Below are 22,208 nucleotides of genomic sequence, written 5' to 3'. Positions count from 1 at the left end.
TTCGGAGGGAAAGGAACTAGATACGCATCATCCGGTAATCAAATTGGTGGCCAGTTTGGCCCGAAACAGAGGGGTCACTTTCATTGAAATACACAATTCACATTCTAATTTTTTACAAATGGCTTGAAAGAGTTTCCAATCATAGCGGGGTATTATATTTTCGTTTTTGTGTATCAATTCTGAGCTCGGGAATGCTCCACCACATATCGAAAATGTTTTCCATTCTTTAAAATAGGGGAAATCTTCTAAAGAGGCGATAATGGCGTCAGAGTAATCCTCAGTCTGGGTGAAATCAGAATTCTTTAAATCAAGTATTACATGAATTGAGGCTGCAGTAACCATAATTTTTCCAAGAAGTTCGTCAACCATGCCTTTGAATTTCGGATTTGTAAGGGCATTCAGAGTGATTCTTAGCCCTGCTTGCCCAATCTTATGTTGGGTCAATATGTTTTTGACCCCAATGATTACATCATCTTGTGTACTTACCTCAATAACTGGGATAGCTTTTATATCGAATAAAGTGCTAGAGGATAACCGGCTAAATATAAATTCAAGACACGAAGTTTTATCAATCATTTGACCGGTAAGAAGTGTAGTATCTATAAAACATTCATCTAATGCCCAGAATTTAGTTATTTTCTGACTGAACTTTATCAGGTGTTCTTCAATAGTTGTTGGTTTGGTTTTAAAGGTATGATCCCATTCCATAGGAGTAATTTCGAGCAATGGGATAATCCGTTTTCTGGTATACGCATCAAGCTTAGATAGTGCGGTAAACTCCCCAGACTTCGATTTTAAAATTGGCAAGTAGAATTTATCGTTTTCTTTCATCTTCAAAGGTTTAATATTGGTCGCTAAAATTTTTACGAACTTTGTTGAGGCCAATCAGATTGTTAAACTTTGTATAATTGCCTGTTTCCCTTCTTATCCGGCCGGCAACCAGAGCAGGGCTAATTTCAAGTTTAGTGGCCTGGTTCTTGATGATTTCATCGGTCGGGCTAAAGCGTACTAGTGATTTGCGCCACGTTTCATCAGGAATCAGCGCGTTAAGTGCGTAAGCGTCGGCTTCTGCTTCTATACCATCGAGCTTTTGATCGAGGTCATCAAATATTACATCCAGTTCTCCATGAAGATGAAGAATGATGTGCGCAATTTCATGGAATAGAACAAACCAGAAGTTATCTAATCTATCATACCGTAGTGTAAGCGCTATTACTGGAGATAAGTCGTCCAATAATAAAGCTGCCCCATCTAATAGCGTACCTTGCAGTGCCGGTTCAATAATAAACCTAATTCCACTATTTTGAAGATATTCACTGGCGAGTTGAGGGCCATTTTCATGTTGGCTTAATTTTGCAAGCTCTCTAAGCCAGCTATTGCTGAGGTCATCTCTGTTGAACACTGTTTGGGGCTTCTGGTCTTTTGCCTTGATCAGAATGCGGGCATACCATGCGTTTAGTGCATGCTCATTAATATTTTTCTCTTTACCTTGAGTCCTTTTGTTAAAGCTATATTTAAAGGTGCTAAGTCCTGCATTTTCGAGAAGACTACTGATAAGTTGGGCAGAATTTTTTACCGCGTCATTCAGTGTTGAAGTGTTTAGATTGTTAAACCAATTCCTCTCGAACATCTGTTTGAATGGATATTTTTTAAGATCTAAAAATTCCGGTGCATCAATCGGTTTTAGTTGAACATCTCCGTTGATAACAACCTGAAGGCTGTCAGCAATCCTGATGAGAGTTTTTAAGCTTACAGATCCGTAGTTTTCCGATTCGTAGCGCTGGATTTGTTGCATTTTCATACCCAATTTTTCTGCCAACTTTAGCTGGGTCATCCCGTTGGCTATCCTTGCTTTGATGAGCATCAAAGGAAGTTCCTTTAAATCCCTTATTTCTGTGATCAATATATTTCCAGCTTTCAGCTCTTCATATTCGAATATCTCGTTTTCCAATTCTGAGATTTGAGTCTCTATGCTGTCTTGATAAGCCTTTATTATTTTTGGATGCACGTTTTCATGTTGTGGGCTAGAAGATAGATGAAAATCAAGAGCATGTTTAAATTCATCCAATCTAGCCTTGGTAATTTTGTGCTGCCTGTCATTAGTTATCATTTTGCCTCCCGTCTTTTAAAAAATTTTTGATCCTTATTATTCCTTTCCTACTTCCACTTGGTTTGTCATATTGGAAAAATTCCAAAAATGGCATACCTGATTTTCGTTCAGTTTGAAAATCAGGGAAATATTCACCATGATATTTTTTCTTTTGGTTGTATCTGTCCAGAGAGAAATCAAAAAAAACATAGTCGATTTGGTCGGCATCGACAAATTCTGCATTCCAGCACACTTCATAATCACTTGGTATAGGCTTAGCTGTTACATAACTTCCATCTAAGAATATTTCTAAGCAACCTGCCTGAAAAAGATTTTTTGCACCGCGATAGAGCCCTTCAAAAAGCATAAGCCTTTTGGGGTTTAGTGCAAATCGTGTTTTAACCTCTTCAATATCTGCATCCCAAATTCCAGGGGGGAGTATGGGCCATAACAAATTTTGATCATCAATAAAATCTGGAATCATTTAACACAATTATTTTGTTGTGTTGTAAAGATATAATTTAAAGTCTTATAAACCAAACTATTATTTTGACTGAGTTTTTTAACTTCTTATCCGGCCTAAGAGAATTTATAGATCTGAGAACTAAACGAGATTTACATATTGGCGATTGGATTGAGCGAGCTATATGAAATTTCTTAGGGAGGATAAAGTTTTAAGCTAATGATCTGACAAATCAAATTATCTGACCTGCTTACTAAATTTCGCTCTGTCTTTTGGTTGACTGAATATTTAGCTATTATGGTGAAATTATTTTTGGCGAGATGGAGCAATCCAGATTGATTTTTCTATCTAAAAACCAAAAATAAAATTTTTCATATTTGCCAACTTTTTAGTTCTAAAGTAATCCTCTCAAGGCTAATCCTGTCTTGAGAAGATTTGAAACATTTTAATTTTTAAATGAATTTTTTTCTCTCCAAATCCTCAATTATAGGCTCTATAAGCTGTAAAAACCGTTCTAAGTGTTCAAAGTATTCCTGCTCAACCGTACTAATCGGATTCAAGTCCGTTTTTCAAAAGGGTTGCTCCAAAAAGAGCAACCCTTTCTTTTTTGATCATTAATAAGTTATCACCGGCATAGCGTTGGAAAAATTGTCCATCAAAAGACATGCTCTAGGTCTCGGGTTGTTTATTTTTAAATGTAGGCAATAAGTTATACTTTTACTTGTTGATGATTCCTGATTATGCCACATATAATGATGAAAAATTACTTTCGCTATTAATAGATCGGGATAATAAAGCTTTTTCAGAAATTTACAGCAGGTATTGGCCATTACTATATAAACATGCCCTTAGAATGCTCAAAGAAGAGGACGAGAGCGAGGATGTAGTTCAGGAGGTGTTTACAAAATTATGGCAGAAAGCACCTCAATTGCCAGCTGACACTTCAATTGGTGCATATCTTTATGTTTCTACCAGAAATGCAATCTTGAATTTTTTTAGTAAAAATCAGGTGCATCATACTTATTTAACAGATCTCGGTCAATTTTTAGATCAGGCACAGGAAATTACCGATCACCTCATCAGAGAACGCATTCTAAGTAAACTAATTGAAGAAGAAATTGAGAAACTCCCTCCACGGATGCGTGAGGTTTTCGAATTAAAACGAAAGCAAAATCTTTCCTATAAAGAAATTGCCGGCATCATGGACATTTCTGAGCTCACTGTTAAAACGCAGATGAACAAGGCGATTTCTACATTGCGAACCAAATTTGGCAATCATTTGCCTTCTTTTTTTATCTCGTTATAGCTCCATTTTCAATTAATTAATAAAAAAGTAACTTTTTTTTAATGTTGAATACAACATTGTATTGAGCTACCTGTCATTACTATTATACTACCTATAATAAAATGAACAAACAAACTGTAAGTAAATTTATCAGAGACTATCTGCATAATAAACTTAATAACAAACAGAATGCCCAGTTAGAAACCTGGTATTTGTTAAAAGCTGAAGAAAATAAATCGGTTGATTCACCAATAGAATATGAAAAGTTAGAAGCGAAAATCTGGAATAAAATTCTTTCTAATGCTTCACAAACCGAAGTGGAATTACCTATAGTTCAAAAGCTGAATAGACCATATAAAAGAATGATTTCGATAGGAATTGCCGCAAGCATATTATTGATCGCTGGAATAGGTTACCTGGTGTTTAAAAATCACGATACCACTCCAGATCGGTTTGTCATCGAAAAAAAATATGATCTGCCTGCCGGTACTGATCAGGCAACATTAACTTTATCTGATGGTAGGGTAATTGATTTAAATAAGGATGCTGTTGGAAAAATTGCAACCGACGCTGGAATTGAAATTACAAAATCTTCAGAGGGAACTTTGGTTTATAAGGTATCAAATGCAAAAGGTAAAAGTGTTGGGTTTAATACCATTACTACACCTATTGGTGGACAATATACTATTATCCTGCCTGATGGGTCAAAAGTTTGGCTAAATTCAGGATCATCTTTAAAATATCCGACAGCTTTTGCAGCAAGTGGAAGAAACGTAGTCTTAACTGGCGAAGGATATTTTGAAGTTGCGCATATAGAGGGAGCTAAAGGGAGAGTGCCTTTCTCTGTATCAGTTATTAGAAACAATGCCCAATCAGAAAAGGTGCAGGTGCTGGGAACGCATTTCAATATCAATGCCTATGCCGATGAGCCTTTTATTAAAACTACTTTACTTAAAGGGAGTGTAAGTGTTACTTTAAATGATAACAAAACCACATTGCTTAAACCAGGTCAGCTGGCAAAGCTGAGTAATCAAAACATACAGGTACAAGAGGCAGATACTGAAATGGCGGTTGCCTGGAAAAATGGAGCGTTTGTATTTAGAGAAGATTTACGTAGCGCTATGAGAAAAGTAGCCCGATGGTATGATGTAGAAATAGTTTATGAAGAAACTGCACCAGAAAATTTAATGCTGGGCGGTTGGATGTCGAGAGGCACCAATATTTCAGAAGTACTCAACCATATTCAGTTAACAGGAAAAGTACATTTTAAACTTGAAGGAAGGAGGGTAATCGTATCTAAATAAATTAAAAACGATTCCAAAAAAAACCAGAAGTGCTTGGCGGCACCCCTGGATAATTGGTAGTCGACAATAATTAATCAACTAATAACTGCATAAGGACCTGATTTCGAAGCCCGGGCCGAATGCAATAACCAAACAAACAAATGTATAAAAATTTTACTTCACTCGGGATGCTTAACCGGCAGTTCCGAAAACTGCTACTCGTTATGCGACTAACTGCTGCGATTCTTCTTTTAACGTTCATGCAAATCAGTGCATCAACAATGGCACAAAAAGTTTCCATTGTTGAAAAAAATGCGTCATTGGAACGCGTGCTGAAAGAGATACGTAAACAGAGCGGTTACGACATTATTTATGACCTCAACATTATCCTGGATGCTAAACCTGTTTCTATTAATGTAAATCAGGTTAGTGTATTTGAGGCCATTCAAAAATCATTAAATAACCAGGCCCTTACTTTTTCGCTTGATGGTAAAACCATTGTAATTAAAGAAAAGAGCGTGACTGATAAACTGGCTGATATTATTAAGGCCGTTGATGTAAAGGTTACGGTAAGGGATTCCTCAGGCAGGCCACTTTCCGGAGCCAATGTTTACAACAAAACAATCAATAAGATGTACACCACCGGCAAAAACGGAGACTTAGTGATTAATGATGTGCCTGCCAATGGTTATGTTTTGCAAATTAGTTACCTGGGCTTTAAAGGCGAGGAAATTTTCGTTGACCGGAAGACGATTACTTATTATGTTACACTCCGACAGTCTTCAGCCGTGCTGGAGGAAGTATCGGTGGTCTCAAACGGATATCAGAAAATAAGTAAGGAGCGTGCTGCAGGCGCCTATTCAGTCATTACTGGTAAAGAACTTGCAGCTAACCCCGCTGTAAACATTATGGAACGCCTGGAAGGGCAGGTAGCGGGCGTGAAGTTCGATATCAAGGGCAATAGCGTACAAATTAGAGGGGTAAATAATTATGGAGCAGGCAGTGGAATTCCTTTAATTGTTCTTGATGGGTTTCCTTTAATGAATCCTAGTGACCGTGCAACCTTAACCTCACCCGTGAGTGGCAATACATTTGGTAATTCAGTGATCAGTAATATCAATATGGCTGATATTGAGCAAATTACTTTCTTAAAAGATGCCTCTGCTACCTCTATTTGGGGCTCAAGAGCGGCAAATGGGGTAATCGTTATTGAGACCAAAAAAGGTAAAAAAATTGCACCTTCACTAAACGTAAGCTATCTTTTTGGTATATCAAAAAATCCTTCTATTGCCGATTTGCACTGGATGAATAGTGCGCAATACATTGATCTGGAAAGAGAAATGGTTGATAAAGGTTTTCTGGTTGATCCTTTAACAGCATTACCTGTGAATCAAATTTATACCCCAAATAATAGTGAGGCTACAGAATGGATGTTTAGGGTTAAACGCGGTACCGCAACTGCTGCGCAGCGTGATGCGGCATTAGCAGAAATTGCATCGAGAGATGGCATGGCACAGATCGAAAAATATTTACTTCAGAATGCTACTAACCACCAGTATAACCTTTCTTATTCAGGCGGTTCTGAAAGCAGTACCTATTATATTTCTGGAAATTATACCAAGGATAACCCAATATTTAAAAGCAATTATGGTGAAAATGCCTTTGTAAATGCCAATACGTCGACCGATTTTTTTAATAAAAAAATAACTTTAAGGGCGCTGTTTAATTATCAATATTCTAAATCACAATATAATGCTGCCGCAGTGAATGCACTATCAGTAAGCACTACGGCACTGCGCCCTTATGATTTATTGCAGGACGAAAATGGCAACAGCATCGGCAGAAATATTATCATTACCGATGTTTTAGCCAATAAAATGGTGGGGCAAGGTTATTTACCCTTTACCTACAATACGCTTGATGAATTGAATTATTCAAATTCTATCACCAAAAATAATGTACTTAGAATGAGTGCTGGTTTAAATGGTAAAATCGCGAAATGGCTAAATGCCGATGTTTCGATATCTAATCAACGTCAGTTCGGTAACTCTTATACGCTTGATGACTTAGATAGCTATGCAGGAAGGATATTGATAAATACATATACTCCCCCTAATAGTAAAGCCACAAATACATTTCTCTATGGCGGGCGTTACATCACTTACGAGAGTACTTCATCAGAAATGTCATTGCGCGGACAGTTAAATTCAGATTTTACGATTGCTGGTAAACACCAGTTCAATGCCATTGCTGGTGCCGAAATTAGAGAAACCAATTCTGATGGTACATCTGAAACCAGATATGGTTACAATGCCGATACGCGTACAATTGCTACTGTTAATCCAACTCAGCAGTATCCCACCTTCGATGGTTACAGCCGATCGTTAGGTGCCAATTTAGGCAATTTGATTGCTTACCGTAAGCGGTATTTATCGTATTATAGTAATGCATCATACAGTTACCAGGATAAATACTTTGTTACTGGTAGTGTCCGTTTTGATGATTATACTTTATTGGGACTGGATAGGAGTAAGAGAGCCAGGCCATTCTGGTCAGTTGGCTTAAGATGGAACGCTAATAAAGAAGAATTTTTACAGGATTTAAATTGGTTAGATGCATTTAGTGTCCGTGCAACTTTAGGAACCAGTGGAGTGGTACCTCAAGCCGGTACAAATGTGCCCATTATTAATGTTTCTGGTACCGATATCAGAACTGGCCAGCCTGTGGCCAATATCGAAACTCCGGCCAATTCGGATTTGGGCTGGGAAATCACAAAAATGGCTAACCTGGGTATCGACTTCGGCATTTTAAAAGGACGGCTAAATGGAAGTGTTGATGTGTATACGAAAAGAACAGTCGGCATTTTGGCATCCTTCCCTTATAATGCCACCTACGGCTGGTCTACCTTATCGTTCAACAGCGGAACTTTGAGTGGCCATGGTTATGAATTCTCCCTAAATGGCGAATTGATAAGAGCAGGACGATTCAGCTGGAAATCGATTTTAAATTTTGGCTATACCACCAATACAGTTACAGATCAACGTTATGTAAATAATGCCAGTAATATCGCCGGAGCATTAACCAACATAGAAGGTATGCCATTAGGCTCGCTGTATGTTTACCGTTGGGCGGGATTAGATAACAAAGGCCAATCACAAATTTACGATCGCAACAATAATATCATCAATAACACAACCAACCTCACCACTGCCTTCACTAAAGAAGATTTGGTTTACGTTGGAAATAGGTATGCGCCTTATACCGCTGGTTTTAATCATAATTTTAAATATGGTCAGTTAGAATTGGGCCTTAGGTTTACAGGTTATTTCGGACACGTTTTCTTAAAAAATGCAATTACTAATTATCCAACTTTTGAAGGTGCATATTCAGGCGTGCTTGGTCGTCAGGGCGAACTGGCTGATCGCTGGAGAAAGCCTGGTGATGAGGCCATAACAGATGTACCAGGAATCACGGGAGTAAATTTTAACAGTATAAACCGTTATCGTTTTTCTGATGCATTGGTAAGAAAAGCAGATAACATCCGTTTTCAGCAAATTTCTTTGTCGTATATCGTTCCGCAACGCTTCCTGCCCCGCAACTTTGTGAAATCTTTGTCACTATCGGCAAATGTGCGCAACCTGGGAATTGTTTGGCGCGCAAACAAAGATGGTATAGATCCTGAATTTATCAATACAGGAAATTTTGGTAGCGTAACACCTACGCCAAGTTATGTTTTTGGAATTAATGCAACCCTGTAATCAACATGAAAAATAAATATTCAATTATATTGTTTGCCTTAGCAATTACTTTGGCAAGCTGCAGAAAATACGTGGAGATTGATCAGCTTTCAATCAGAACATTAAAATATACGTCAGATTTTAGGAATACCATGAATAATAATAATGTTCTGGAAGGTACTTTTTCCTACCCGATTTTATCAGGTGATGATACAGAAATTATGGATGCCACGAGGCAAAATACCCTTGGTGACATTCTGAGTAACGTTTACACCTGGGCACCAAAATATACTTCCGAATCGCAAAGTGATGGCGACTGGGAAAAACAGTATAAAACAATATATGTATGTAACCAGGTATTAGATGGTGTTCTTGCCTCTCAGAACGGTACTGAAGCTGAGAAACAAAAAATCTATGCCGAAGCTTTGGTTCATCGAGCTTATGCCTATCTTATTTTAGTGAACATGTATGGCAAGCAGTATAATGGTACAACTGCTGCTACCGACTTAGGCGTTCCATTGCTTACCACACCAAATTTATACGCCAAGCTTAACAGGGCTCCGGTTGCCGAGGTTTACACACAAATACTGAAAGACCTGAGAATATCGATAAGCCGTTTACCTGCCGTTGCTGATTATAATGTGCGTCCGGCTAAGGTTTCTGCTTATGCCGTTTTTGCAAAAACATATTTAAGTATGCGCGATTTTAATAATGCCGCCTTATATGCCGATAGTGCTTTGGCATTACAAAATGGCTTGCTGGATCTGAAAGCTTACGAGAACGCAGCTGGTACCATACCGGTAAGACTATCGAATCCCGAAATCATATTTTCGAAAATTGCTAACGTAGCTTTACCGGCCATTTCGATAAGTAATGATTTATTGAATTCTTTGGGAACGACGGATCTACGATATAAGCTTTTTACAGATGTGAGGAGCCGCTTCGGCGGACAATTTAGTACATCATTTACTGGAAGGGCATCTTGCAGATACTTAATTAACGAGTTTGTAATTAATAATGGGCCGACAGTGCCGGAAATGATGTTGATTAAAGCGGAATGCCTGGCTCGTGCCGGAAATACAACTGATGCCATGACGCTGGTAAATAATTTAAGAATTAAACGTTTTACAACCGCTAACTATACACCTTTAACAGCAGCCGATGCCAATGATGCGCTACGTATAGTAATAGAAGAAAAGCGAAGGGAATTCTTTGGAACCGGTATGCGTTGGTTTGATCAGAAGCGACTTAACCTCGATAGTGATTTTGCATTGACTAAAAGCCGCAATTTTAAGGGCGTAGATTATACTTTACAGCCAAATAGCAATCTTTACTTGTATCCTATCGGAGATAAATACATTCTGTTGAACCCCGAATTGCAGCAAAACCCTAGATAGAAAATCAATCCATGAGAAAACATTTTTTTAAAAAATGTATGCTACTGCTTTGCCCTTTTTTTGGGCAGCAGTTAGCTGCACAAACGTTAAACTGGCAGCCGGGGGTACTATACCAAAACCAGAAAATTAGCTTTCAATACCAACCGAAAGGTGGCGACCTCGAATTTAGTGACGAGCCAAAAGCACTCGCGGCAGTATACAGTGGTAGCAAATGGAGCACCGTTCCGGTTCAGTTAGCGAAAAAGAACGATATATGGTCAGGAAACTATCAACTTCCGGATCATGCCGTGTTTATCGCTTTAAAATTTTATCAGGGTGATATTCGGAATCCTGAAGCGTTTGACAATCAGAATGGTAAAGGCTATTACCATCAGGTTCTAAATACGAAGAGGCAAATAGTTCCAGGTACGTATTTGGCAGAAGCTGGTTTGAGGGCAGGTATAGCCGGCAATTTGATGTTGAACAGCTTCGTCAGTCCTTCCAGAGATCAAAAGATGATTGACTCTTTGCTGCAAAAGGAAGAAAATCTTTCTAAACGCATACCAAGATCACTTTTGTTCAATTATTTAGAACTTAAGCAGCTCACTATGCCTGCTTCTGAGTTCAGTGTAATGGCCGATAACCTGTTAAAGGGCGAGCTCAAAAATGGGAAACTTAACGAGCAGTTTTTGGCACAGGCACAACGTTATTACGAAAAGTTGAAAAATGAAAATGGTTCTGCAGCAGTGGAATCACTTATTTTTAGAGATTACCCTAAAAGCAGCACAGCCAGGTTTTTAGCCTACAGAAAAAATACTGAAGGAAAATCCGGAAAAGATTTCGAAACAGGTGCTGAAAATTTTCTCAAGGCTTTTCCATATATAGAATGGAAGAAGTCACCAGACAATCAGTCATTTATTTACTATACTATATTCAGAAACCTGGCGACACAATACTTTGACGGCGGACTAAATGAAAAATTTTTAGGGCTCTATAAGGATATTGATTTTAAAACTGCCAACGAAATCTACCGTTGGAACATCACCCGGTCGCAAATGTCGCGGAGAGGCGATCAGAAATTGCTTTATAAATTTAGCAACATTATAATTCCTTATCTGCTTGAAAGACAAAAGGATAAATCCTATTTAGTTGATTTTGGTGATGATGTGGATAAAGCACAGCAAAATGCAGATAATCAAATGGATGATCGTTTATTTACGCACATCTCCCTTGCAAATGCCCAGGGTGATTATGCAGCAGCGAACCAATACTTCAAATATTTATCGGAAAAAGGGTCTATCGGAAATGCAGATTTAAATGAGATGCATGTCAACATTTTGGAAAAACTGAACGATACTAAAGCAATTAAGCCATTATTAGAGTTTAGTGTGGCCGCCAATGCAGTAACACCAATCATGTTTACCAAACTTAAGGAGCTTTATAAAAGCGAGCATGGCGGTAAAGAAGATGGCTATGAGCAGTATCTTGCTGGTTTAACGCCATCAGATAAGAAAAATGAAATGAGGGCACATGTAATGGCGAATATGGTCAACTACCCGCTCATTCCATTTAGTTTGGAAAATGCCGATGGCAAAACGGTGAGTTCTAAAGATTGGGCGAATCAGATTGTGGTGATCGACTTCTGGGCAACATGGTGCAGACCATGCATTGAAGCTTTCCCGGGTATGCAACTTCTGGTTGACCAATATGCAAAAGATCCAAAAGTTGCCATATACATGATCGGTACCATGCAGTTTGGTGATTATAAAACGAAGTCTGTTAAGTATATACGGGATAATAATTACCGTTTCAATCTTTTGCATGATGCGGTAGGAGCGAAGGGCGAGCAGGATCAGGTATTTAGAAGCCTGACACCATTATTCAAGTCATCGGCGATTCCCCGTAAGATTATTATTAAAAATGGCTTGGTTCGGTACAGTTCAGAAGGTTATTCAGGTAGTCCAAGCCAGTTAAGAGACGAGTTGTCGACAGCAATAGAAATATTAAGAGCAGAAAAATAAATCAAATGAAACCATCATGATTTTTCAAACCTGATAGTGGGATGAATAAACCGAGCTTGCGAGTTCTTGAACACTAAAGAAAATAAACCACGTGTGAAAAATCTGATAGCTTCATCACTATTGAAAACAAATTTATACAGATGAAAAAAAATACCATAGTGTCCTGTTTACTCGCTTTTTTTATTATCGCGTCTGCTCAGGCACAAATGAATCCAAAAATAAAATTGCAGGATGCACTTAAACTCATTCAGGATAATTATGTAGATCCGGTAAATGACGAACAGGTTGTCGATGCGGCCATCAAAGCGATGTTAAGCAGCCTCGATCCACATTCAAGTTATATCAGCCGTGAAGAAGTAGAAGCCATGAATGAGCAAATGACCGGCAGTTTTGCTGGCATCGGTATTTCATTTGCAATGGTGGCCGATAGTACCTTTATAACTGGTATCAATGCTGATGGACCGGCAGCAAGGGCAGGCTTGCAGGTAGGCGACCGGATTAATGCGATTGACGGTGCCTCTATTTTTGGTAAGAGCTTGAAAAACCAAGACGTGATGCGGATGCTGCGTGGCGAAAAAGGAAAGGCCGTTAAGTTAGGCGTTATCCGCAAGTTGCAGCCTACACCGCTTGAATTTAATGTGTTGAGGGAACAAATTGCCGAACTCTCTATTAATACCAGTTACATGGTAAGTAAAAATGTAGGCTATATTTCACTGGCTGTTTTTAGCCAGTCTACAAGAAGAGAAATGGATGCAGCCCTTAAAAAATTAAAGGCTTTAGGCATGACTAAATTGATTCTTGATTTACAATCAAATGGAGGTGGCCTTGTAGACGCTGCTATTGGCGTGGCCGATGAATTTTTACCCGCAGAAAAAATGGTCTTTTATTCGGTAACCAATACTGGTGTTAAAGATCATTACTTAACCGGAGGTTATGGCCAGTTCATGAGCGGTGATCTTGTGGTGCTGATTGATGAATCGACCGCCTCATCAAGCGAAATATTAACCGGTGCATTACAAGATTGGGACAGGGCCGTTGTAGTGGGTAGGAGAAGTTTTGGGAAAGGATTAATGCAAAAAGGTTTGCCAATGAGCGATGGCTCGGTAATCCGTTTAACCGCAGCGAGGTATTATACGCCTTCAGGCAGATCTATCCAAAAGCCTTATGCTAAAGGTAAAACCGATTATTTTGAAGATTTTAACAGGCGCATGGCATCTGGGGAACTTACAGAGGGCGGACACATCAATTTTCCCGATTCGTTAAAACATATCACGCTTACCAATAAAAGGGTGGTATATGGCGGCGGCGGTATTATGCCCGATAAGTTTATCCCAATTGATACCGCACTTTACAGCGGATGGTTAAACAGGCTGATGAGCAGCGGCAGGGTTACGCAGGCAGCCTTTAATGAGGTACAACAAAATCGCCAGGCTTTAATCAATAAATATTCAGGTTTTGATGCTTTCAATGCATCTTTCAATGTTGAAGATAAAATGATTGATCAAATTATGACCGCTGCAGCTAAACAGGGTGGTAAATTACCTCCAATAACGGATCAGGTAGCTAGAAAAACTATTGCAGTCGAAGTAAAAGCCGAAATGGCCGATATGCTGTATGTTGGTAAAAGCTATGCACTTCGCGTTCGAAATGAAGCGAGCAATGCATTTACAACGGCATTATCTATTTTAAATGCCCAAAACGTTTATAACCGGTTTTTATCTGCCAAACCACAGAAAAATACATCACCTAAAACTTCAAAAAAATAGAAACTATGAAAAAAATATTGTTATCGGCAATTATGCTAATGAGCGCTTTTGCTGCTTCCGCACAAAAAGGATATACCATTAAAGGCCAGATTGGTAAACTGGGCAAACCCGCAAAAGCTTTTTTACTGACCACCAGAGATGGCAAGCAGGTACTAGATTCGGTACCTCTGGTGAACGGGAGTTTTACCTTCAAAGGAAATGCTCCGTCGCCCATGGAAGCTACATTGCGTTTAAAACATGATGACGCAGTTGAGATTCCGGGTAAACGGATCAAAATAGATGGTTTGAATTTAATTCTTGACAATGAAGACATCACCATTACCGGCAAAGATTCTTTAAAAAACGCTGTAGTGAAAGGATCAACGCAGACGGAAGAAAGTCGTCGGGTTGATGATTTCCTACATCCCATTTATGCTAAACTACAAGCTTTAAATAAAGAATACCAAGACATGCCTGAAGTCAAAAAACAGGATAAAGACGTTATTCTGGATTTGGATAAACGGGCAAGGGAAGTAGAAAAAGAAATTTTTGATGCAAAGATTGGCTATGTGAAAAAAAATCCCAATAGTTTCATGTCGCTGATGGTTTTAAATTCAACCCTGGCTCCAGGTTTTGACGCGATTGAAATGGAAAAAGTATACCTGACCATTAGTCCCAAATTAAGAGATTCTTATTTTGGTAAAGAAGTTGGCTTACGCATCGCCACTTTCAAGAAGACCCAGGAAGGCGTAGGGGCGCAGGATTTTGCCCAACCAGATGTTGATGGTAAAATGGTTAAACTTTCTGATTACCACGGAAAATATGTTTTAGTTGATTTCTGGGCTTCATGGTGTGCTCCATGCCGTAGAGAGAATCCTAACTTGGTTAAGGTTTATGAGCAATACAAATCAAAAGGATTTGAAATTTTGGGCGTTTCACTTGATAAGGCTGCTGATAAAGCTAAATGGATTAAAGCAATAGCTGATGATAAATTGACTTGGAAACAGGTTAGCGATTTAAAAGGGTGGGAAAATGAGGCTGCAGCTAAATACGAAGTTAAAGCTATCCCTATGAATTTTTTAATCGATCCAAATGGAAAAATTATAGCTAAATATTTGAGAGGCGAGGCTTTAGATGTGAAAATCAAAGAGATATTTGATCAAAAATCTAAATAGGCTCTTTTAGTTAGTGATGATTTTATGCGCTAAGCGCTGTTTATCAGATTAATAGGTGTGCTGCGTGATTCGCATTTCTGGTTCAATTTTCCAAATCTAAGATTTGCCCTTTTCCTAGAAGATCGAACCAATAATGTGTCATTTTTGCTCTATACCGCATAACGTGATTGTACAATCACGTTATGCGTTTCAGTCTGATACAAGCATCACCTTCGGATAGACCGGGTTTTACAGGTAATGGATTGTTTGAAATTCTTTTAGTTCTGCTTTCAGCCTTAAAATTCTTCGGAAGAAATAAAGAGGAATAGTAGGGGAGCTTATTTTGGCTGCTATTGAAAGCCGCGTTAAATTGGTAATTTTCGTGCTCACAATTGTGATTTATTAGTGGTTAGTTTCATTTTTATTGCAAAGTTGAGGTGTTAACAACTTTTTGGAATAGCCAATTGGTTGCAGCAAGGCTGGCTACAATGGATGGCCTCGGTTATAAGCGTAAGAATGGTTGCAGATTTGTATGATTAGTGTTTCTCATAATCAAAATATTCATTAGTGATCTCCTAAGGGGGGACAAATGTTAACAGTTGCAAAGAAAGATTTAGGAATAAATGCCATTCATCGACCCGAAAGCCTCCCAGTATTATTTAATTAAGCAGGCAGATTTGGCAGGATAAGCCTTACACTACTCGGGATGATGTGTTTATAGTGTGAAACCTACCCTATAAACCTGTTTTTTATAGGCACTGGGAGACATTCCTGTAAGTTTTTTAAAAGATTTGGAAAAGTAAGAGAGATTATCAAATCCGGTTTGTGTTGCAATATCTGAATAGGCAAGCCGAGTGGTGGCCAATAAATACTGTGCCCGCTCGATCCGTTTTTCAAGAATATAGGTAACAGGACGTTGGCCGGTAAAAGTTTTGAATAAGCGAGAGAAATAATCGGGGTGCTGATTAACACGCGAGGCAAGACTGCTTACAGATAATTCCTGTTGCAAATTTACAAGGATATAACCGACTGTTTCAATTATTTTGGCTGGGGCATGCCGATCCTCATGTTTACGATGTAACTGGGGTTGAAGCAAACGTCCCATCAACTGGAGCAGTATACCCTGGGTTTCAAGGTAATTGGATAAACCCTGCATATTGTTCAACTCCTGATATTCTTTATAGAAAATATTTTTCTCATAAATTTTTGGGTCATCAGACCGATTAATGCCACGGCCTGGATTTATTTCGAGCAGTCGCTTAAAAAGATCAATATCCATCTGTGTAGCCTTAATCTTTGAAACATTACGGTTTCGCGCAAATAGAGAAGTCCCGTCTACAGATTCCTCAAAAAACTGCACAAAAAACTGACTTAAATATCCATTGCAATGCAGATTACAAAGTGTGAAGCTGGGAATAATATATAGATATCCAGGCTCAAGCTTTAAAGATCCCGACTGATCAGATACCTCACCATTTCCATCGTCTATGTAATAAATCCGAAAATAAGGACTGATAACATTGAGGTAATTCCATTTTGCCGTTAATTTCACATAATCTACATTGAGTAGTGAAAAGGTATTTTGCAGTACTCTTTTAATCATTTTCTAAATGTCGGATTTTTACAATAAAAAGTCTAATTTATTCAAAATTAGATCGGATAACATGTTTAATTTTGATCATCATAACCAAGTATAAAACCGTATGGGAAGGCAGGTTATTGCAATTGACTAGACTTTTGATCATTGCTAATGAATAATTCCTCCCCGGTTCTTAACTCATTATATATTGAAACTAGAATAGTAGAGTTTAAATTATCAAACTAATGAAAAAAAGAATATTCGTAAGCATTATTGCAATTTCCACATTGTTCAATGCACAGGCGCAGCAAAATACTGCTAATCCTGAGCAGGGTAAATTCAGTCCCACTGATGAATCGTTAAAACAGTATAAATATCCCGATTGGTTCCGTGATGCCAAATTTGGTATCTGGTCGCATTGGGGTCCGCAGGCTGTTCCAAGGCAGGGCGATTGGTACGCCCGGAATATGTATATCCAGGGCAGTGATCAAAACAAATATCATGTAACACACTATGGAACGCCTTCTAAGTTTGGTTATAAAGATATAATCCCATTATGGAAGGCCGAAAAATGGAACCCTGAGCAATTGATGGCCCTTTATAAAAAAGCTGGTGCAAAGTATTTTGTGAGTATGGGCTCACATCATGATATGTTCTTTTTGTGGAATTCTAAAATCCACAGATGGAATTCGGTAAACATGGGGCCCCATAAAGATGTGGTAGGATTGTGGCAAAAGGCAGCTAAAAAAGAAGGGTTACGCTTTGGTGTATCAGAGCATCTTGCTGCCAGTTTCAACTGGTTCCAGCCTAGCCATGGATCGGATAAAACCGGCCAGTTTGCCGGAATTCCATACGATGGCCGTGACCCTCAGTATTCAGACCTCTATCATTTGCCTGCCGATTCCAGCAACATCAAAGAATGGCTTACCAATAATCCCGGGTGGCATAAAAAATGGTCAGAATATGTGACCGAACTTATTGATAATTATCATCCAGACCTACTTTATTCTGATAGCAAGCTTCCTTTTGAAGAATATGGACGTAAAATGGTTGCACATTACTACAATCAGGATATAGCCAAAAATAAAGGTAAGCTGGAAGCCGTTTATACCCCTAAAGAACCATCAGGAGGTAAATGGGCGCAGGATGTTGAGCGTGGGGTGCTGGATTCGATCAGTCCTTTCCCTTGGCAAACGGATACCTCGATAGGCGATTGGTATTACAGAACCGGACAGAGATACAAAAGTGCAAATGAAATTGCGCAGCTTTTAGTAGATATTGTAAGCAAAAACGGCAATTTATTAATTAATGTTGTGCAAACTCCCGAAGGTGATCTGGAGCCCGATGTGGTTAAAATTGTAACCGAAATAGGCGAATGGACCAAGACTTATGGAGAAGGGATTTATGCCACAAGGCCTTGGAAAGTATATGGTGAAGGACCATCTACCATTAAATCAAACCAAAAAAGAGGCGATTTCGGCGGATTGACAGACACCCGCGGGTATGAGGCCAGCGATATCCGTTATACCACAAAAGGAAACGATCTTTTTGCATTTTGTTTAAATGTTCCACAAGGGGATATAAAAATGGAATTATTGGGAAAAAATTCTAAATATCTCGACAAACCGATTAGCTCCGTTACCCTTTTGGGCACTAAAGAAAAGCTAGTCTGGAGGCAAACTGATGGCTCACTGGAGATCAAAAAGCCGAAACATTATCCTAGCTGGTTGGTAACAGGATTTAAAATAGAGTTTAAAAAATAATAGCATAATATTTAATCCTCTTTGATGGAAACTAGGCGCTCCACACTGGCGGTAATATTGATTACCTCATTGTTTTTTTTATGGGGATTTGCCCATAACCTTGATCCAATATTGATTCCGCATTTAAAACGGTCATTTACCCTTACTACTGTACAGGCAACACTTGTAGATTCGGCTGTTTTTATTGCTTATTTCATTATGGCCCTGCCAGCTGGTATCATCATGAAAAAATATGGCTATAAAAGCGGAATCATTATAGGCCTTTTGATATTTTCGGTCGGGTGTTATCTATTTTTACCCGCCGCCCAGGTACAATCTTACAATTTTTTTCTGGCTGCACTTTTTATTATTGCCTGTGGACTAACTATTCTGGAAACAGCGGCGAACCCCTATATTACACTAATTGGAAAGCCAGAAACCTCTACTTTCAGATTAAATCTCGCCCAGTCTTTTAACGGTCTTGCGGCTTCACTTGCGCCCATAATTGGGGGTAAATTGATCTTGGTAGAGGGTGTGTCTGATAATGCACTCGCAAAGATGGATCTGGCCTTAAGAAAATCGGTACTGGCATCAGAAGCAGCTTCCGTACAGGGGCCATATTTTGTACTCGGAAGCATATTAGTCATACTGGCCGTTATATTCTATTTTATCAAATTGCCAGATATCAGAACAAATGATGAAGGGCGTATTAAGCGAAGCTTTTGGGGTGTTTTCAAGCATAAACAATTGTCGTGGGCAATAGCCGCGCAGTTTTTTTACGTCGGGGCGCAAGTATCTGTATTTAGTCTGTTTATTCTTTATGCAACCAAATCAGCAGGTATTACCGAAAAAGAGGCAACATATTATTTAGGTGTATGTGGTTTTGCGTTTTTGATAGGGCGCTTTTTTACCACCTTTCTAATGCGCTTTTTTAAGGCTCACCATTTACTCGTTACCTATGCTTTTATTAGTATAATACTCTGCTTTGTTGCCATAATGGCTTCTGGCATCACAACAGTGTATGCCGTTATTGGCATCTGCTTTTTTATGTCAGTAATGTTTCCCACCATCTTCTCTTTGGGTATAAAAGACCTTAAAGAGGATACTGAGCTGGGCAGTAGTTTAATTATCATGTCAATTGTGGGCGGTGCAATACTCCCGCGGTTTTTTGGATATTTAAGCGATGGAACAGGCAATATCCAAAATGGATATTATATACCACTGCTTTGTTTTGCTGTGATTATGCTATTTGGTTTAAAAGGGCAAAAAAATACAAAAAACGATATAATTAATCAACCTAACGAAATTTTATAATTACGAATGAAAAGATACTGTTTGGCCCTTGATCTGGTTGATGATGAAAAACTTATCGCAGAATATGAAGCTTACCATGTTAATGGATGGCCTGAAATTAAACGCAGCATAACTGATTCGGGCATACTCGACATGGAAATTTACCGCATTTCCAATCGCTTGTTTATGGTAATGGAAACACACGACGATTTCAGTTTCGAGAAAAAGGCGCTTATGGATGCTTCCAATCCGCGGGTAGAGGAGTGGGAAACGCTGATGTGGAAATACCAGCAGGCACTGCCTTTTGCAAAACCAGGAGAAAAGTGGGTGTTAATGAAAAATATATTCCAGTTAAATGGTTAACGACAATAAAAACCAACAGCGAACCCAAAGTTTGCCTCCGGTTATTTTCGGAACCAGTAGTTTGGGAAATCTTTATCAGGCGGTAGACTATAGTGTTAAACTGGAGGTTGTAAAGGCATGTGTAGCCTCGTCAAAACCTGTTGCATTTTTTGATTCTGCTGGAAAATACGGAGCAGGTCTCGCGCTAGAATCGTTGGCGAAATGTTTAGCAGATTTAAAGGTAGATCCCCAGCAAGTAGTGATCAGTAATAAACTGGGCTGGTACAGAACACCGCTTTTAACTCCCGAACCTACATTTGAAGCAGGTATTTGGAAGGATATTGAACATGATGCTGTTCAGATGATTAGCTACGATGGGATATTAAAGTGTTTTGAACAAGGTAACAAGTTACTGGGCAATTACCGGGCGCAAATGGTTTCGGTACATGATCCAGACGAATATCTTTTTGCAAGTGATAGCGAGGAAGGTTATAAAGAACGTTATCAGCAAATTCTTGATGCCTACATGGCATTGAGCGAATTAAAATCTGCTGGTTTAGTATCATCCATTGGGGTAGGTGCAAAAGATTGGAAAATTATCCAGGCAATAGCGGCAGATGTTAAGCTTGATTGGGTGATGATTGCAAATAGTTTGACTATCAAATCGCATCCCGAAGAACTGATTGCATTTATAAAAGAACTTAACCAAAAAAATATTAAAGTAATTAACTCGGCCATATTTAACGGTGGGTTTTTAACCGGCGGAGATTTTTACAATTACCGGCCGGTTGAAGCGGGAAGTTTAACCGGAAAAGCGCTTTTGGATTGGAGGGATAAATTTTTCCAGATTTGCGAAGCGTTTAGGATACTCCCGGCAGAGGCCTGTTTCAGTTTTTCTGCAAATTTTCCCGGTATAAAAAGTATCGCTTTAAATACTACAAAACCAGAGAAAGTAGCTGTCAATGCTGCGCTGGCCCAAAAAGAAATTCCTGCTGGGTTTTGGCAGGAAATGCAAGCGCAAGGATTAATTGAATTATTAAAATAACTATGAAAGCATTAGTATGTAATACACCAGGAGAATTTAGCTATATCAATAAGGAAATACCTTCTGTTGAAGATGGCATGGTGTTACTCAGGATGAAAAGACTGGGGATTTGTGGAACCGATTACCATGCATTTGAAGGAACACAGCCATTTTTTGAATATCCAAGAATCCTCGGTCATGAAATTGCAGCAGAAGTGGCAAATGCTGGTACAAGTACAAACTTTAAACCCGGAGATCTGGTTACCGTTAGTCCATATTTTTCTTGCGGCACATGCATTGCATGCCGCAGTGGCAGAACCAATTGTTGTGTAAATATAAAGGTTTTTGGTGTTCATATTGATGGGGCCATGCAGGAGTATATCACTGTTCCGGCATCAGCAATTGTTAGCGGAGAAGGATTAACTGTAGATGAACTGGCATTGGTAGAACCATTGGCCATTGGCGCGCATGGCGTTAGCCTGGCACAGCTGAATAAAGGAGATACCGTGGTTATACTCGGGGCGGGGCCAATTGGTCTTGGCACTATCGCTTTTGCTAAAATAAGCGGAGCTGAGGTTATTGTTATAGATGTTAACGATAACAGATTGTCTTTTTGCCGTGAACGTTTTGGTATTGCACATACCATAAACCCATTAAAAGAAGATCCATTGGAGCAACTGTCGCTTATTACCAATGGTGAGTTTGCAAAGGTGGTAATTGATTGCACAGGAAACTTAACAGCCATTAACAACGCCTTTAGGTTTTTGGCACATACAGGTAAATTTATTATGATAGGCCTTCAGAAAGGTACTATTCAAGTGGTACATCCTGAGTTTCATAAGCGTGAAGCTGTACTAATGAGCAGTAGAAATGCCCTGCCGCACGATTTTGCTTATGTGATTGATTGCATCAGAAAAGGGTTGATTAAGCCATTGGATTTTGTTACCCATACTGTCTCCTTTACGCAGGTAAAAGAACAGTTTAACCAGTTGCTTACTGCAAATGATTCCCTGATCAAAGCATTAATCCGTTTCGACGAATAAAAGACAAATAAATCTGGTCTGGAACGTGGGCT

Annotated in this window: 16 protein-coding genes; 12 read left to right on the top strand and 4 right to left on the bottom strand. The window is 39.0% G+C overall.

Annotation, left to right across the window (positions count from 1 at the left end):
- Nucleotides 1-27 precede the first annotated feature (27 nt).
- From HDC90_RS20730 to HDC90_RS20720, 3 genes are read right to left on the bottom strand one after another with little or no spacing between them, the layout of a single operon-like run.
- Complete coding sequence (locus HDC90_RS20730) at nucleotides 28-831, bottom strand: hypothetical protein (RefSeq protein ID WP_184469797.1); 804 nt, start codon at nucleotides 829-831, stop codon at nucleotides 28-30.
- A 10-nt stretch (nucleotides 832-841) separates the two neighbouring features.
- Nucleotides 842-2,110 carry an XRE family transcriptional regulator gene (locus HDC90_RS20725; protein WP_184469795.1) on the bottom strand — a complete coding sequence of 423 codons (1,269 nt, stop codon included), beginning with the start codon at nucleotides 2,108-2,110 and terminating at the stop codon, nucleotides 842-844.
- Nucleotides 2,100-2,573 (bottom strand): hypothetical protein, encoded by a 474-nt coding sequence (locus tag HDC90_RS20720; RefSeq protein WP_184469793.1) that lies wholly within the window; start codon nucleotides 2,571-2,573, stop codon nucleotides 2,100-2,102. Before HDC90_RS20720 ends, HDC90_RS20725 begins: the two co-directional genes overlap by 11 nt.
- A 706-nt stretch (nucleotides 2,574-3,279) precedes the next feature.
- On the opposite strand from HDC90_RS20720, the gene HDC90_RS20715 reads away from it, so the two are divergent.
- From HDC90_RS20715 to HDC90_RS20685, 7 genes are all read left to right on the top strand, one after another.
- The gene (locus HDC90_RS20715; RefSeq protein ID WP_184469791.1) at nucleotides 3,280-3,858 is read left to right on the top strand and encodes an RNA polymerase sigma factor; all 579 of its coding nucleotides are present in this window, start codon (nucleotides 3,280-3,282) and stop codon (nucleotides 3,856-3,858) included.
- A gap of 101 nt (nucleotides 3,859-3,959) precedes the next feature.
- Nucleotides 3,960-5,141: a FecR family protein gene (locus HDC90_RS20710; protein WP_184469789.1), complete on the top strand. Its 1,182-nt coding sequence runs from the start codon at nucleotides 3,960-3,962 to the stop codon at nucleotides 5,139-5,141.
- Between the two features lie 239 nt (nucleotides 5,142-5,380).
- Nucleotides 5,381-8,878, top strand: a complete 3,498-nt coding sequence (locus HDC90_RS20705) for a SusC/RagA family TonB-linked outer membrane protein (RefSeq protein ID WP_184469787.1) — start codon at nucleotides 5,381-5,383, stop codon at nucleotides 8,876-8,878.
- Nucleotides 8,879-8,883: 5 nt separating this feature from the next.
- Complete coding sequence (locus tag HDC90_RS20700) at nucleotides 8,884-10,254, top strand: RagB/SusD family nutrient uptake outer membrane protein (RefSeq protein ID WP_184469785.1); 1,371 nt, start codon at nucleotides 8,884-8,886, stop codon at nucleotides 10,252-10,254.
- 11 nt (nucleotides 10,255-10,265) lie between these two features.
- Nucleotides 10,266-12,254, top strand: a complete 1,989-nt coding sequence (locus tag HDC90_RS20695; RefSeq protein ID WP_184469783.1) for a TlpA disulfide reductase family protein — start codon at nucleotides 10,266-10,268, stop codon at nucleotides 12,252-12,254.
- Nucleotides 12,255-12,394: 140 nt separating this feature from the next.
- Nucleotides 12,395-14,020 carry a S41 family peptidase gene (locus tag HDC90_RS20690; protein WP_184469781.1) on the top strand — a complete coding sequence of 542 codons (1,626 nt, stop codon included), beginning with the start codon at nucleotides 12,395-12,397 and terminating at the stop codon, nucleotides 14,018-14,020.
- 5 nt (nucleotides 14,021-14,025) lie between these two features.
- A complete protein-coding gene (locus HDC90_RS20685; RefSeq protein ID WP_184469779.1) occupies nucleotides 14,026-15,174 on the top strand; it encodes a TlpA disulfide reductase family protein in 1,149 nt (382 codons plus the stop codon).
- Between the two features lie 694 nt (nucleotides 15,175-15,868).
- Here the strand turns inward: HDC90_RS20685 and HDC90_RS20680 are convergent.
- The gene (locus tag HDC90_RS20680) at nucleotides 15,869-16,756 is read right to left on the bottom strand and encodes an AraC family transcriptional regulator (RefSeq protein ID WP_184469777.1); all 888 of its coding nucleotides are present in this window, start codon (nucleotides 16,754-16,756) and stop codon (nucleotides 15,869-15,871) included.
- 221 nt (nucleotides 16,757-16,977) lie between these two features.
- On the opposite strand from HDC90_RS20680, the gene HDC90_RS20675 reads away from it, so the two are divergent.
- Genes HDC90_RS20675 through HDC90_RS20655 form a run of 5 tightly spaced genes read left to right on the top strand, consistent with a single transcriptional unit; the run spans nucleotide 16,978 to nucleotide 22,176 of the window.
- The gene (locus tag HDC90_RS20675) at nucleotides 16,978-18,495 is read left to right on the top strand and encodes an alpha-L-fucosidase (RefSeq protein ID WP_184469775.1); all 1,518 of its coding nucleotides are present in this window, start codon (nucleotides 16,978-16,980) and stop codon (nucleotides 18,493-18,495) included.
- Between the two features lie 24 nt (nucleotides 18,496-18,519).
- Nucleotides 18,520-19,788 (top strand): L-fucose:H+ symporter permease, encoded by a 1,269-nt coding sequence (gene fucP / locus HDC90_RS20670; RefSeq protein WP_370576659.1) that lies wholly within the window; start codon nucleotides 18,520-18,522, stop codon nucleotides 19,786-19,788.
- Nucleotides 19,789-19,794: 6 nt separating this feature from the next.
- On the top strand, nucleotides 19,795-20,130 hold the full coding sequence (locus HDC90_RS20665; protein WP_184469771.1) for an L-rhamnose mutarotase: 336 nt from the start codon (nucleotides 19,795-19,797) through the stop codon (nucleotides 20,128-20,130).
- On the top strand, nucleotides 20,123-21,154 hold the full coding sequence (locus HDC90_RS20660; RefSeq protein WP_184469768.1) for an aldo/keto reductase: 1,032 nt from the start codon (nucleotides 20,123-20,125) through the stop codon (nucleotides 21,152-21,154). Before HDC90_RS20665 ends, HDC90_RS20660 begins: the two co-directional genes overlap by 8 nt.
- Before the next feature lie 2 nt (nucleotides 21,155-21,156).
- Nucleotides 21,157-22,176 carry a zinc-binding alcohol dehydrogenase family protein gene (locus HDC90_RS20655; protein ID WP_184469766.1) on the top strand — a complete coding sequence of 340 codons (1,020 nt, stop codon included), beginning with the start codon at nucleotides 21,157-21,159 and terminating at the stop codon, nucleotides 22,174-22,176.
- Nucleotides 22,177-22,208 lie beyond the last annotated feature (32 nt).

The sequence above is a fragment of the Pedobacter sp. AK013 genome (assembly GCF_014205835.1).
Taxonomy (GTDB): Bacteria; Bacteroidota; Bacteroidia; order Sphingobacteriales; family Sphingobacteriaceae; genus Pedobacter.
This window is presented reverse-complemented; position numbering and strand designations above follow the sequence as displayed.

Coding starts and splice junctions, on each gene's coding strand:
- HDC90_RS20655 (WP_184469766.1), top strand. CDS start 21,157: ATGAAAGCATTAGTATGTAATACACCAGGAGAATTTAGCTATATCAAT.
- HDC90_RS20730 (WP_184469797.1), bottom strand. CDS start 831: ATGAAAGAAAACGATAAATTCTACTTGCCAATTTTAAAATCGAAGTCT.
- fucP (WP_370576659.1), top strand. CDS start 18,520: ATGGAAACTAGGCGCTCCACACTGGCGGTAATATTGATTACCTCATTG.
- HDC90_RS20680 (WP_184469777.1), bottom strand. CDS start 16,756: ATGATTAAAAGAGTACTGCAAAATACCTTTTCACTACTCAATGTAGAT.
- HDC90_RS20695 (WP_184469783.1), top strand. CDS start 10,266: ATGAGAAAACATTTTTTTAAAAAATGTATGCTACTGCTTTGCCCTTTT.
- HDC90_RS20685 (WP_184469779.1), top strand. CDS start 14,026: ATGAAAAAAATATTGTTATCGGCAATTATGCTAATGAGCGCTTTTGCT.
- HDC90_RS20710 (WP_184469789.1), top strand. CDS start 3,960: ATGAACAAACAAACTGTAAGTAAATTTATCAGAGACTATCTGCATAAT.
- HDC90_RS20715 (WP_184469791.1), top strand. CDS start 3,280: ATGATTCCTGATTATGCCACATATAATGATGAAAAATTACTTTCGCTA.
- HDC90_RS20690 (WP_184469781.1), top strand. CDS start 12,395: ATGAAAAAAAATACCATAGTGTCCTGTTTACTCGCTTTTTTTATTATC.
- HDC90_RS20675 (WP_184469775.1), top strand. CDS start 16,978: ATGAAAAAAAGAATATTCGTAAGCATTATTGCAATTTCCACATTGTTC.
- HDC90_RS20705 (WP_184469787.1), top strand. CDS start 5,381: ATGCAAATCAGTGCATCAACAATGGCACAAAAAGTTTCCATTGTTGAA.
- HDC90_RS20700 (WP_184469785.1), top strand. CDS start 8,884: ATGAAAAATAAATATTCAATTATATTGTTTGCCTTAGCAATTACTTTG.
- HDC90_RS20665 (WP_184469771.1), top strand. CDS start 19,795: ATGAAAAGATACTGTTTGGCCCTTGATCTGGTTGATGATGAAAAACTT.
- HDC90_RS20720 (WP_184469793.1), bottom strand. CDS start 2,573: ATGATTCCAGATTTTATTGATGATCAAAATTTGTTATGGCCCATACTC.
- HDC90_RS20725 (WP_184469795.1), bottom strand. CDS start 2,110: ATGATAACTAATGACAGGCAGCACAAAATTACCAAGGCTAGATTGGAT.
- HDC90_RS20660 (WP_184469768.1), top strand. CDS start 20,123: ATGGTTAACGACAATAAAAACCAACAGCGAACCCAAAGTTTGCCTCCG.